Annotated in this window: 6 protein-coding genes; 2 read left to right on the top strand and 4 right to left on the bottom strand. The window is 65.6% G+C overall.

Annotation, left to right across the window (positions count from 1 at the left end):
* The first annotated feature begins 204 nt into the window (after positions 1-204).
* The gene (locus tag EO139_RS10995) at positions 205-2,736 is read left to right on the top strand and encodes a TonB-dependent receptor (protein WP_126970652.1); all 2,532 of its coding nucleotides are present in this window, start codon (positions 205-207) and stop codon (positions 2,734-2,736) included.
* A gap of 182 nt (positions 2,737-2,918) precedes the next feature.
* On the opposite strand, the gene EO139_RS10990 is transcribed toward EO139_RS10995, so the two are convergent.
* Together EO139_RS10990 and EO139_RS10985 are read right to left on the bottom strand one after the other, a co-directional pair.
* On the bottom strand, positions 2,919-4,151 hold the full coding sequence (locus EO139_RS10990) for a multifunctional CCA addition/repair protein (RefSeq protein ID WP_126970650.1): 1,233 nt from the start codon (positions 4,149-4,151) through the stop codon (positions 2,919-2,921).
* Positions 4,152-4,609: 458 nt separating this feature from the next.
* Positions 4,610-6,583 carry a transglycosylase SLT domain-containing protein gene (locus EO139_RS10985; RefSeq protein ID WP_206515136.1) on the bottom strand — a complete coding sequence of 658 codons (1,974 nt, stop codon included), beginning with the start codon at positions 6,581-6,583 and terminating at the stop codon, positions 4,610-4,612.
* Between the two features lie 265 nt (positions 6,584-6,848).
* Here EO139_RS10985 and EO139_RS10980 point away from each other — a divergent pair, with 265 nt between their 5' ends.
* A complete protein-coding gene (locus tag EO139_RS10980; RefSeq protein ID WP_126970590.1) occupies positions 6,849-9,728 on the top strand; it encodes a TonB-dependent receptor in 2,880 nt (959 codons plus the stop codon).
* Positions 9,729-10,662: 934 nt separating this feature from the next.
* On the opposite strand, the gene betA is transcribed toward EO139_RS10980, so the two are convergent.
* Positions 10,663-12,333 (bottom strand): choline dehydrogenase, encoded by a 1,671-nt coding sequence (gene betA / locus EO139_RS10970; RefSeq protein ID WP_126970588.1) that lies wholly within the window; start codon positions 12,331-12,333, stop codon positions 10,663-10,665.
* A 172-nt stretch (positions 12,334-12,505) separates the two neighbouring features.
* Positions 12,506-13,978, bottom strand: coding sequence for a betaine-aldehyde dehydrogenase (gene betB, locus EO139_RS10965; RefSeq protein WP_104586016.1), 1,473 nt, complete (start codon positions 13,976-13,978; stop codon positions 12,506-12,508).
* Positions 13,979-13,995: the final 17 nt, after the last annotated feature.

The raw sequence follows: 13,995 nt of genomic DNA, 5'->3' as shown, positions 1-13,995 counted from the left end.
TGGCGCGCGCTCTGCGCGTTCTCAAGCAACCGGACGGTTGCGACCCGACGCATCAGCCAAGAGGTCCACGCAATGCTGCAAGCCCGTGTGTGTGAGTTGTCCCGTGATTCCGCCAACGCTGCCGAGCGTGCGCCATGTCGCTCGCGACTGAGCGTTGCCGTCCGTCGCCTGCTGCTGGGTGGCGCTGCCCTTGCCGGTGCCAGCATGCTTCCCGCGTTTGCGCAGGAGGCGGAACCCGCCCAGCAACAGCCGCCCGCGCAGACCAGCCCATCGGTGTCCACGCTGGACGAGGTCAAGGTGGTCGGCTATCAAGCCAGCCTCGGCAAGGCACTCAACGTCAAGCGCAATGCCGATGCGATCGTCGATGCGATCAGCGCCGAAGACATCGGCAAATTCCCCGATACCAACGTCGCCGAGTCACTGTCGCGCCTGTCCGGCATCACCGTGGACCGGCAGTTCGGCGAAGGCGAGAAGGTCAGCATCCTCGGCACCGATCCGGCGCTCAACCGTGTGCTGCTCAACGGCCAGACCATTGCCTCCACCAGCTGGGGCGGCGACCCCAACGACCCGGACAGCCGCTCGTTCAACTACAGCACGCTGGCGCCGGAAGTGGTCGGCCTGATGGAGGTCTACAAAACACCGGAGGCGCGCATCGACGAAGGTTCGATCGGTGGCACCGTGATCGTGCACACGCGCAAGCCGCTGGAGCTCGAACGCAATACGCTGACCGGTACGGTGAGCTACGGTTACAACGACCGGTCCGACGAAGGCAAGCCGAACGCTTCGGCCCTGTACAGCTGGAAGAACCAGGATGAAACGTTCGGTGTCCTCACCTCGGTGATGCATTCGCAGCGCGTGCTGCGTCGCGATGGCGTGGAGATCTTCGGCTACGACGATGTCGCCGGCGCTGCGTTTCCGCCGGCCGTGGTCGGCACTAACACCGGCGTATTTCCGACCTCGATCAACACCGCCTTGTTTCAGCAGACGCGCAAACGCGATGGTGTCAGCGCTGCATTGCAGTGGAAGCCGGATGCCGATTTCGAGCTCAACCTGACCGGCCTGTACGTCAAGGAAAGTTTCGACAACTACAACCAGAGCCGCTACGGGTACTGGGGCTCCAACCCTGGCGATGCGCAGGCGCTGGGCTTCGAGAACGGCGTGGCGACCTCGGGCACCTTCGGCGATCAGTCCACCACATTCCTGGATGGCTACCTGCGCAACAGCGATGTCAGCACCGGCAGCATCCATCTGCGCGCGGACTGGCATGGCGACGGCTGGAATGCATCCAGCCAGGTGGGGTATACCAGTTCGCAAGGCGGCGCCGAGCGCATCTACGGCATCCAGTTCCGTAATCTCGCCGGTTACAGCTACGACATCGACGGGCGCCGCACCGCGATGGACTACAGCACCGACCCCACCAACGCGGCGGCGATGCAACTCAACAATGCCTCGGCCAGCCACAGCCCGCAGTACGACAAGGAGCGCTACCTGCAGCTGGATTTCGACCATGCGGTGGAGTGGGGGCCGTTCACGCAGATCCTGACCGGCATCAAGCTCACCAATCACGCCACCGGGCAGTCGTCCTACAGCCGTACCTGGACACCGAACGACGGCAGCACGCTCGCAGATTTTTCGCCAGGCACCACGCCGTCCGGCTACCTGGACGGCCTGTCCACCAGCGCCGACATGCAACGCTGGTCCACCATCGGCCGCAGTGCGATCGGTCGCTACATCGGTGGCCTGGAAGGCGATGCCGGCCTGCCGATCAGCTACGCCGGCAACTACAGCATCGAGGAGCAGAACCGCGCCTGGTTCCTGCAGGGCAATTTTTCCGGCGAGCGCTATCGCGGCAACATCGGCGTGCGGTACGTGCACACGCGTGATTCCACCGATGGTTTCAGCTACGCGCCCGGTGGCGGCTACACACCGGTCAACTTCCTCAACAGCTACGGCAAGTGGCTGCCGTCGTTCAACATCGCCTACGACCTGCGCGATGACCTGATGCTGCGCCTGGCTGCCTCCAAGGTGATTGCGCGGCCGCGCTACACCAACATGACCCCGTACGTGGCCACCGACGACACCACGCTTACCGCGTCCACGGGCAATCCCGGCCTGAGCCCGTACGAGTCCACCAACCTGGGCGCATCGCTGGAGTGGTATTTCTCCGACAGCAGCCTGCTCAGCGGCGAGTTCTTCTCGCGCGATATCTCCAACTACATCCTCACCACAGTGGAAGACCGGGTGTTCTTCAACAACGCCACCGGCGGCTCAAGCACCTACCAGACCTCCGTGCCGACCAACGCCGGCGATGCCAAGGTGCAGGGCGTGGCGCTCAACCTGCAGCACAACTTCGGCAACGGGTTCGGCGTGGTGGCCAACTACACCTATTCCGACTCGAAAACCGATGGCGATTACAGCCTGCCGTACAACTCGCGCAACGCCTACAACATCAGCCCGTACTACGAGCAGGGCAAATGGAGCGCACGGGTGAACCTGGGCTGGCGCTCGGAATATTTCACCCAGATCGGTCGCCTCAACGGGCAGCAGATGACCGATGCGTTCACCCAGGTCGATGCGTCGTTCGGCTACCAGGCCACCGAGCGGCTGCGCGTGGCGCTGGAAGCCACCAATCTGCTGGACGAAACCTACTTCAGCTACATCGGCAACAAGAACCAGCCGTACTACATCTACAAGAACGGCCGCTCCTTCATGCTGAGTCTGAACTTCAAGCTGTGACGCACGGCCAGGCGGCTGCTGTTCTGCAGCCGCCTGGTTGAATGGCGAACACCCTACGTGTGCCCCGCATCCCTGACGTCGACCGGGTTGGGTGGTCGCCAGCCCGGAGCGGTGCAGCCACGTCCTGCCTGGCGCGCTCGTATCTTTGTTGCGTTGCTACGACGGTATGCGCGATGCCCTGGCTATGCGCTGGTCTTGCGCGCCGCCGCAATCGCCGCAATCCGTGCCTTCGCCAACGCCTCGCCGATTTGCGGGCCTTGCAGGCCTTCTGCGGCCAGGTCGCGCGCATTGATGGCCAGCGCAGCAGCATGCAGGCGTTTGAGTTGGTCGCCCTGTGGATACGCGGCCTCTTCGCTGCCCCGCCGGCCACGCTTGTCGGCTTCGCACACCAGCGCGAGTTGCGCGATACGCTCGGGGCGGCGGAAGGCATCGCAGCGCACCAGCAGCTCGTGCACGGTGCGGTCGCGCAGCTCGGCCAGGCGGTGCACGTTCAGATGTTCGCGGCAGGCGGTGATGGCGAGCTGGCGATAATCCTGCGGCACCTTGAGGCGCTCGCACACTGCCTGCAGCGGGACGACACCGCGCTGTTCGTGCATGATGTGGCGCGGCCATTCCTCCGGCGGTGTGAGCGCCTTGCCCAGGTCGTGGGTCAGTGCGGCAAAGCCCACCAGCGCATCGCCGGGCGCCAGTCGCGCGGCCATGTCGCTGACCATTTCCTGGTGAATGCCGGTATCCACCTCCGGATGAAACTCGGCACGTTGTGGCACGCCATACAGCGCATCGATCTCGGGCAGGATGACGCGCAGCGCATCGGTGTCGTGCAGCGTGCGCAGGAAGGCCGACGGCTGCGCACTCTCCAGCACGCGGCGTAATTCCTGCCACACGCGTTCGGGCACCAGGCTGTCCAGCTCGCCGCTGGCGGCCATCTCGCGCATCAATGCGGCAGTTTCGGGCGCAAGAGTGAAACCGAGCGGCGCCAGCCGCGCCATGAAGCGGGCAGCGCGCAACACACGCACGGGATCTTCGACAAAGGCCGGCCCCACGTGCCGCAGCACGCGCGCTTGCAGATCGCGCGCGCCGCCATATGGGTCGAACAACTCGCCGGTGTCTTCGTCGCGTGCAATCGCGTTGATGGTGAAGTCGCGGCGCAGCAGGTCTTCTTCCAGCGTCACCGACGGATCGGCATCCACCACAAAGCCGCGATAGCCGCGCCCGGACTTGCGCTCGGTACGCGCCAACGCATATTCCTCGCCGCTACGCGGATGCAGGAACACCGGGAAATCTTTCCCCACCGGTTTGAAACCCAGGCGTTCCATCTGCGCCTGATCGGCACCGACCACGACCCAGTCGCGGTCGCCAGCGGGCTGGCCAAGCAGGGCATCGCGGACTGCGCCGCCAACGAGATAGATCTTCATCGCGACATGATGCCCGATGCGGTGCGCGGGTCGAAACACCATGCATCAATTGCTGTGGGATTTCCGCGCAGCGTTTTGGAATGCCAGGTGACGCCAACATGCAAATCTCGGCAGCTGGTCCCGATTGGTCAATGCGGGTCATTCAGTCGTAGCGCTGAGAGCGGCGGATCTGCGGCTTGGCTGCAGGGCCCTTGCCCGTCCACCATCGCGGGACACGCCGCAAGTACGTCCTTGTAGGCTCTGGCGCGGCATCCATGCCGCTCAAGGTCCCGCGACGGTAGGCGGACAGGGACCAGTCGAGATGGTCGGTGCGCATGGGGCAAGCACTGCCTGGAACGCGTTGTTCGGTAATGGTGCCCCCACCCAGCTCTCGCACCCGTGGCCGAGCGACAACCATCCGCAACCGCGCAACAGCGACCACCTCATCCGGCGGTGGTGCCTGGCGGCTGACTTGAAGCTCAGTCCTGCGCCGCGTTGGTGGTCGCCTGGCCTGGCGTGCACACCGGCTTCAGGCGCTTGTCCACCAGTTTGCCCATCAGGCGATCACTCAGCGGCAGCATGTCGCCGTTGAGTTGCCAGTCGTAGATCACGCTGAAAGCCAGCACGCGTGCGACGTACTCGCGGGTTTCCTTGTAGCTGATGGTCTCGATCCAGAAATCCGGCTCGAAGTTGGGGCGTTGCGATTGCCAGCGGCCGGTCGGCCCGGGGCCGGCGTTGTAGGCGGCGATGGTGAGGTAGGGCCGGCCGTAGGTATTGAGCAACTGGCGCAGATAGGCGGTGCCGATGGCGATGTTGGTGTCCGGCTCGTACAGGCTGGTGGCGCCCGCGTAGCCGGGCAGGGCGATGCCCTTTGCCACCGCCGCGCCGGTGCCCGGCAAGACCTGCATCAGGCCCATCGCGTTGGCAGGCGAACGCGCGCGTGGATTGAAGATGCTCTCGGCACGGATCTCTGCTGCCACCCAGGCCGGGTCGATCGCATTCTTGGCCGCTTCGCGGCGAATGCTGTCGTCGTGATGCAGCGGAAAGCGCAACGCATACAGGCGCTGTTCGTCCGGCTGCTTGCCGAGCGCGAACACTGCGCGATCGAACCAGCCGTTTTCGCTGGCTACCTGCACCGCCAGCCGGCGCTGGGGGTCGTCGAAGCGGCTCGCGGCATCGTTCCACTCGGCCACCGCCCAACCCGGCCGGTCGATCTGGAACAGGGCGATGGCGCGGATCAACGCCGGATCGCGTGCGACGGCGGCCTTGGCCTGCGGGGTGTCCTTGGGCTCCCACGGGCACAACCGATACGGCTGCTGCAGGCGATCGGCGGCCAGGAAGCCGTGGAAGGTCGGCGATTGCGCGGCTGCGCGATACAGCCGCTGTGCGGCTGCGGCCGCGCCGGTCTTCTCGGCCAGGCGCGCTTCGAAGTACTGCCAGCGCGAATCGCTGCGCTGGGTCGCCGGCATCTTGCGGATCGCCGCCAGGGCCGCCGGCCAGTCGCCACGCGACATCGCTTCGCGCGCGCGCCATTCGTGCAGGCGCTCGTCGTATGAGGCATCGGGGACTGCATTGAGGCGCCGTGCCGAATCCGGCAGGTAGGACGCCACCGTCCACAGCGCGATCTGGTACAGCACCTGGCCGCGCTGCGCCTCGCTGAAGCCAAGCGCGGTCGCCAGCTGTGGCAACTGCTGCTCGGCCGCGTCCGGATCGCTCTTGGCCAGTTTGGCCAGGCCGTCGACGGCGATGCGACGGCTGCGCTCGGTCTTTGGCCAACCGAGTGCACGCGGGTGCACCTTGTCCAGAAACGCGGCGTAATCGTTAGCCAATGCCAGATCGGCCGCCGGCAAGCCGCGCGCGGCCGTGCGCATCACCGCAGGCTGCTGTGCATCGGCCGCCGCCTCCACGCGCTCCCAGCGCAGCGCCGGGGTGAGTTCGCCCCGCGCTTCCAGCCCGGCAACCACCGGATCGCAGGCATCGGGCAGGCCCTTGCCGGTGCGCCACAGGGTCAACGCGTCGCGGCTCCACTGTGCATCCAGCTTGCCGGTCGCCTGGCGCGCGGTCAGCTGCGCGCAGCGCAGGCCCAGGTTGTCGGTGGGCTTCCAGTTGGCCAGCAGCGTGTTCCAGTCCTGGCGGCGTGCCACCGCCGGCAACCAGGTGCCACGGAAGCTCTCGGCCACCGGCTGGCCTGCATAACGCTGCAGGAATCCCTGCGCCTGTGCCGTGGAGACGTTGTCGATGTTGCGCTTGAGCGTGGCAAATTCCAGCCAGCCATAGAGCGGGTGGCGGTTCAACGCGGCCAGCTGACCGGCATCGGACTGGCCGCGCTCTGCAGCCGCGATGGCATCGCGCATGGCGGTCAATTGCGGGTCCAGGCTCTGGGCATGCAGCGCAGTACTGCCAAGGCACAGCAAACCGACGAAAACAGTGGCAAGACGGGGGGTATAGGTCATTGCGCGATGATACCGAAGCACGCCGGCGCGCCTGAGTGAATGCGCAGCAGACCGGTGCCGCCCGTCGCTGCCGGCAGCGATGGGCGTGCGATGCCGGTGCGTACCGCGCGTGTGCACCGTGGCCTGCCGCTGCGGAGCACTGCGGACCACTTCCCACTGCGTCACGGCTGGCTTGCGGGGCGTTAAGGTTTCGTTTAAAAGTGGGGGCGGACCGCAGGGCACGGGGGCGTGCGGACACTCAAGAATCCTTCTGGAGAGAGAGAGGATGAAGCGTCTGATTGGCCCCCGTCGGTCATGCCTGGCCGTGCCGTTGTCCTTGTGTCTGGTTCCTACACTCGCCTGGGCGCAACAGCCCGAGGCCGCCCCGAGCACGCGCACGCTCGACAGCGTGCAGGTCACCGGCACGCGCATCCGGACCGCAGAGTTGCAGGGCCAGGTGCCGATCCAGACGCTCAACCGCGCCGACATCGAACGCACCGGCCTGACCTCGATCGGCGAGGTGCTGCAGGAACTCACCGCCTCGGGGTCGGCGCTCAACGCCAAATTCAATTCGTCCGGCAACTTCGGCTTCCCGCCCGATGGCGGTGGTGTGGGCGCCGGCTCGGCGCAGGTGGACCTGCGCCACCTCGGTTCCAAGCGCGTGCTGGTCCTGGTCGATGGCATCCGCTGGGTCAACGAATCCTCGGCCTCGGGCGTGGGCTCGTCGACCGATCTCAACACCATTCCGTTGGCGATCGTGGAGCGCATCGAGGTGCTCGAGGACGGCGCCTCGTCGCTATACGGCTCGGACGCGATTGCCGGCGTGGTCAACATCATCACCCGGCGCAGCTTCGACGGTGCGCAGGTCACGCTCAACTACGGGCAATACGGCAAGGGCGACGGCGCCAACCAGGGCATGGACCTGGCCTGGGGTACCAGCGGCGAGGACTTCAGCCTGTTTCTGGGGGCCAGCTACGTCAAGCAGGATCCGATCTACGCGCGCGATCGTGCGCAGGCCCGCTTCCCGATTCCGGGTACAGGGCTGACCTTCGCCAGTTCGGCAACGCCGGACGGCCGCTTCCAGTTCGTCGACCCCAACACCGGCGTGCGCCAGAACCTCACGCCCAACGCCGGCGTTGGCACGCCGCAATACGATGGCAGTGCCGGCTGTACGCGCAGCGACGATTACCATTGTTTCGGCACCGCTGACCGCTACAACTTCGCCGAACAGAATCTGTTGCTGACGCCGTCCGAGCGCAAGGGCGTGTTCGCGCAATTCCGCTACTACTTCAACGACGACGTGCAGTGGTACGTCAAGGCGCTGGGCAACCGGCGCGAGTCGACCAACCAGGCCGCGCCCGAGCCGATCTTTCTCGGCCCCGATGCCGGCACCGGCAATCCGCTGGCCGACAACATCGTGATTTCCGCGCTCAATCCGTTCAATCCATTCGGCTTCGCGTTGAACTCGGCCACCAACCTGATCCAGATTGGCCGCCGCCCGGTGGAAGGCGGTGCGCGCCGGTTCGAGCAGCAGGTCGACACGCAGTATTTCGGCACTGGCCTGGTGGGCACCTTCGAAGGCGCGGCGCGGACCTGGTACTGGGACGTCAACGGCATGTACAGCAAGAACAAGGCCGAACAGACCAACTACGGCAGCTACAACCTCTACAACATCAATCTGGGCCTGGGCGATCCGGCCGCATGTGCGGCGGTGGCCGGCTGCGTGCCGCTGGATATCTTCGGCGGCGCCGGCAGCATCACGCCGGAGATGTTGCGTTGGATCCAGCCGGTGGTGCGCGACCGCAGCCAGAACGAGTTGAGCCTGTTCACCGCCAACCTCAGCAGCGAGTTGTTCCAGCTGCCCGGCGGCGCGGTGTCGTTCGCCACCGGCTACGAGTACCGCAAGTACGAAGGGTCGTACCAACCCGATCCGCTCACCGTGGCGGGGCGCTACAACGGTGTGCCGTCGTTGCCGACCTCGGGCAGCTACGACGTCAACGAGGCCTATCTCGAACTCAATATCCCGATCTTCGCCAATTCGTCGCTGGGCGACAAACTCGATTTGAACATCGCTGGCCGTTATTCGGATTACTCCACCTTCGGCGGCGAGTTCACGCCAAAATACGGCTTGCGTTGGCAGGTCACCGATGAGTTGGTGCTGCGCACCAGTTACGCGGAAGGCTTCCGCGCGCCGACCATCGGCGAGTTGTTCGGTTCGGCGGCGCGCGCCGACCTGCAGTTGTCCGATCCATGCTCGATCGGGTTGGGTGGCACGGCGCCGCGTGGCAGCGCCGCCAATTGCGCATCGCTCGGTGTGCCGGCCGGCTACCAGCAGGCCAACCAGCAGATCTCGGTCACCACCGGCGGCAACGAGCAGCTGGATCCGGAGCGCTCGCGCAGCTTCAGCGCCGGCTTCGTGTTCAGTCCTGGCTTTGCCAGCAATGCCAGTTGGTCCGATCGCCTCGATCTGGAGATGACGTTCTATCGGCACCATGTCGATGGCGCGATCCAGGCGATCAACGCGCAAACGCAGCTGGACCTGTGCGTGGATACCCTGGACGCGCTGTATTGCAATGGCATCGGGCGCGCGTCCACCGGCGGCATCAATGCGTTCAACAATCGCTTGACCAATCTGGGCTCGATCAAGACCGACGGTTGGGATATGGATCTGTTCTGGACATTGCCGGAGACGGCGTTTGGCCGTTTCAAGGTGTCCTGGCAGAACACCTTCGTGGGCCGCTACGAGGCGCTCGGTGCGGCGGGGCAACGGCAGCCGCAGGGGCCAGGCATCGAAGTGGTGGACAGCGCGATCCCGGAATGGACCAGCAACGCGGTGCTGGACTGGTCGCTGGGCCGCTGGACTGCATCATGGACCGCGCGCCACATCTCCAAGCTCACCGAGCAATGCGGCGATGCGGTGGAATTTGCGGTGTGCTCCGATCCTGCAGTGGGCACCAACCGCCTGGATGCGATCACCTACCACGATGCGCAGCTGGGCTATCGCGTCGATTGGCTCAAAGGCCTGCAACTGACGGCCGGCTTGAACAACGTCTTCGACAAGGATCCGCCGCTGTGCCTGTCGTGCTCCCTCAATGGTTATGACGCGTCCACTTACGACATCCCCGGTGGGCGCTTCTGGTATGCGCGGGTCGACTTGAAGTTTTAGTCTGTCTGGGCAGTCGTAAAGCGGAGAGCGGCTGATCTGCGGATTTGCTGCAGGGCCCTTGCCCGCCCACCATCGCAGGACACGCCGCAAGTACGTCCGTGTAGGCTCTTACGCGGCATCCATGCCGCGTAAGGTCCCGCGACGGTGGGTGGGCAAGGACCAGTCGAGATAGTCGGTGTGCAGGGTAAGAGCGTTGCTGATGCGCCTCGTTCGATCATCAAGCATCGGCTCCACGTGATGCACGCCGCACCACAGACAGCTCTTCGAACAAGGGCCGACCAACTTTCTGGTGCGGTGTCCTCACCGCGCCCTCGACGCTGTGAGTTGGCTGCAGGGCCCTTGCCCGCCCACCATCGCAGGACACGCCGCAAGTACGTCCGTGTAGGCTCTTACGCGGCATCCATGCCGCGTAAGGTCCCGCGACGGTGGACGGGCAAGGACCAGTCGAGATAGTCGGTGTGCAGGGTAAGAGCGGTGCTGATGCGCCTCGTTCGATCATGAAGCATCGGCTCCACGTGATGCACACCGCACCCTCGACGCTGTGAGTTGGCTGCAAGGCCCTTGCCCGCCCACCATCGCAGGACACGCCGCAAGTACGTCCGTGTAGGCTCTTACGCGGCATCCATGCCGCGTAAGGTCCCGCGACGGTGGGCGGGCAAGGACCAGTCGATATAGTCGGTGTGCATGGTAAGAGCGGTGCTGATGCGCCTCGTTCGATCATCAAGCATCGGCTCCACGTGATGCACGCCGCACCACAGACAGCTTTTCGAACAAGCGCCGACCAACTGTCTGGTGCGGTGTCCTCGCCGGTTGCGGGACCGTGCGGCGGCATGGATGCCGCCACCGAGCCTACAAGAACGTACTTCCGGCGTGTCCCGAGAGCGGTGAGGGCGCCGCGCCCTCGACCCGGGGCGGTGCGCCGCGTTTTCCAGCGTCACCCGCGCACGGGCGCATCGCCGGCCACGTAGTAGTCGGCCGTGCTGCGTGGCAAGGGCGTGCGGCCACGCATGCGGTCGGCGATCTTCTCGGCGATCATGATGGTGGTGGCATTGAGGTTGCCGGTGATGATGCGCGGCATGATCGATGCATCGATCACGCGCAGGCCTTCCATGCCGTGCACGCGGCCCTGTCCATCGACCACCGCCATGTCATCGCTTCCCATCGCACAGGAGCAGGACGGGTGATACGCCGTCTCTGCGCGCGCGCGCACGAAGGCGTCCAGCTCGGCATCGGTCTTGCAGTCTGCGCTCGGGCTGATTTCGCGGCCGCGGTAGGCATCCAGTGCGGGCTGGGCGATGATCTCGCGGGTGATGCGGATCGCATCGCGAAATTCCTGCCAGTCCTGATCGGTGGATTGGTAGTTGAACAGGATCGACGGATGCTGGCGCGGGTCGCGCGACTTGGCATGCACGCGCCCGCGGCTGGGAGTGCGCATCGAGCCTACATGCGCCTGGAAACCGTGTTCCTTCACCGCATTGCTGCCGTTGTAATTGATCGCGACGGGCAGGAAGTGGTACTGGATATTGGGCCAGTCGAATTCCTCGCGCGTGCGGATGAAACCGCCGGCTTCGAATTGATTGCTGGCGCCGGTGCCGGTGCCGGCGAACAGCCACTGCGCACCGATGGCCGGCTGGTTCCACCATTGCAATGCCGGATACAGCGACACCGGCTTGGTGCAGGCGTACTGGATGTAGACCTCCAGATGATCCTGCAGGTTCTGGCCGACGCCGGGCAGGTCGTGCACCAGTTGCACATCGAGTGCGCGCAGCAGGTCGGGCGCGCCGACGCCGGAGCGCTGCAGCAGCTGCGGCGAGGCAATTGCTCCGGCACACACCAGCACTTCGCGGCGCGCATGTGCGTCGATGCCTTCGCTGCTGTTGCCGACCAGATAGTGCACGCCGACTGCGCGCTTGCCGGCAAACAGGATGCGGTCGGTAGTGGCATGGGTGACGATGTGCAGGCCCTCGCGCGGGCGCGCCATGTCCAGATAGCCGCGCGCCGTGCTGGCACGGCGCCCCTGCGGCGTCACCGTGCGGTCCATCGGCCCGAAGCCTTCCTGCTGATAGCCATTGAGGTCGTCGGTGCGCGGGTAACCGGCCTGCACGCCGGCATCGACCATGGCGTGGAACAGCACGTTGTTGTCGTTCTTCGGCGTGGCCACGCTGACCGGGCCTTCGCCGCCGTGATACTCGTTGGCGCCGATGTCGCGTGTTTCGGCCTTGCGGAAGTACGGCAGCACATCGCGGTAGCTCCAGTCCTCCAGGCCCGGGCGCCTGGCCCAGTGGTCGAAGTCCAGCGCGTTGCCGCGGATGTAGCACATGCCGTTGATCAACGATGAGCCGCCCAGCCCCTTGCCGCGCCCGCATTCCATGCGCCGGTTGGCCATATGCGGCTCCGGCTCGGTCTCGTAGGCCCAGTTGTAGCGGCGGCCCTGCAACGGGAAGGCCAACGCCGCCGGCATCTGGGTGCGGAAGTCCAGCCGGTAATCCGGACCGCCCGCTTCCAGCAGCAACACGCTGACGCCCGGATCCTCGGTCAGGCGCGCAGCCAGCACGTTGCCTGCCGAGCCGGCGCCGATGATGATGTAGTCGTATTCGCGTTGCATGGGGTTCTCCTTGTTGCGGTGCCGGTGTGAAGCGGCTTTCAAAACGATTGCGCGGTGGACCGGCGGCCGCTGTTCGAAACGGCAGCGTTCAAGCCGGCAGCGCGGTCCGCAGGTTGCGGCTGGCGCATGGCGCGGTGCCGGTGGCGGCTGCCTGCCAGGTGGTGTCGGCCCGTCAGAACACCGACGCGTAGCGTTCCAGTTCGACCTGGATGGATTTGGTGCGGGTATAGGCCTGCAGCGTCGCCAGGCCGTTTTCGCGGCCCACGCCGGATTGCTTGTAGCCGCCCACCGGCATCGGTGCCGGCGATTCGCCCCAGGTGTTGATCCAGCAGATGCCCGCTTGCAGGCGATGGATCAGGCGATGCGCGCGCGCCAGATCCGGCGTCACCACGCCTGCGGCCAGGCCGTAGGTGGTGGCATTGGCGCGTGCGATCGCTTCGTCTTCGTCGTCGTAGGTGAGCAGGCTCAGTACCGGCCCGAAGATCTCCTCGCGCACGATGGTCATCACGTCGGTGCAATCGCTGAAGATGGTCGGTGCGACATAGCAGCCCTGTGCCAATGCGCCGTCGCGCAGACGTTCGCCGCCGCACAGCAGGCGTGCGCCCTCGGCCTTGCCCTGTTCGATGTAGTCCAGCACCCGCTGCATGTGCGCGGCGCTGACCATCGGGCCGAAGGTGGTGCGTTCGTCCAGCGGGTCGCCGATGTGGATGCGTTGCACGCGTGCCAGCAGCCGCGCCTCGAAAGCGGTGCGCAGCGCGCGCGGCACGAACACGCGCGTGCCGTTGGTGCACACCTGCCCGGAGCTGTAGAAGTTGGCCATCATCGCGATGTCGGCGGCCAGATCCAGGTCCGCGTCGGCGCAGACGATCAACGGCGACTTGCCGCCCAGTTCCATGGTCACGTCTTTCAGTGACGAACTCGAGGCGCTTGCCATCACCTTGCGTCCGGTCGCGGTGCCGCCGGTGAAGCTGATCTTTTCGATCTGTGGGTGTTCGGTAAGCGCAGTGCCCACGCTGGCGCCGTCGCCGGGCAGCACGTTGAACACGCCATCGGGCAGGCCGGCCTCGGTGAACAGTTCGGCCAGCTTGAGCGCGGTGAGCGGGGTCACCTCGCTGGGTTTGAAGATCATCGCATTGCCGGCCGCCAGCGCGGGCGCGGCTTTCCACAGTGCGATCTGGATCGGGTAATTCCATGCGCCGATCGCGCCGACCACGCCCAGCGGCTCGTGCCGCGTGTAGAAGAAGCTGCCTTCGCGCAACGGCACCTGTGCGCCTTGCAGCGCCTGCGCCACGCCGGCGTAGTACTCCAGCACGTCCGCGCCGGTGACGATGTCCACGCTGCGGGTCTCGCTCAGTGGCTTGCCGGTGTTGAGCGTTTCCAGTTCGGCCAGCGCGTCGTTGCGCTCACGCAACAGCGCCACTGCACGCAGCAGGATGCGTGAGCGTTCCACCGTGGTCAGTGCCGCCCATTGCTGCTGGCCGGCCTTGGCGCTGTCGACTGCAGCATCCAGGTCGTCGGCGCCGGCATTGTGCACATTGGCCAGCACCTCGCCGGTGGCGGGATTGACCACCTCGAAGGTGTGGCCGCCGCGGGCGGGGACGTAGCGGCCGCCGATATACAGCAACTGGTCGGGGAAACGTGGCATGGCAAACCTCCTGTGGG

Source organism: Xanthomonas sp. BRIP62411 (assembly GCF_003993525.1).
Classification (GTDB): domain Bacteria; phylum Pseudomonadota; class Gammaproteobacteria; order Xanthomonadales; family Xanthomonadaceae; genus Xanthomonas; species Xanthomonas euroxanthea.
Note: the sequence above shows the minus strand (reverse complement) of the source record. Positions and strands in the feature narration are given on the sequence as shown.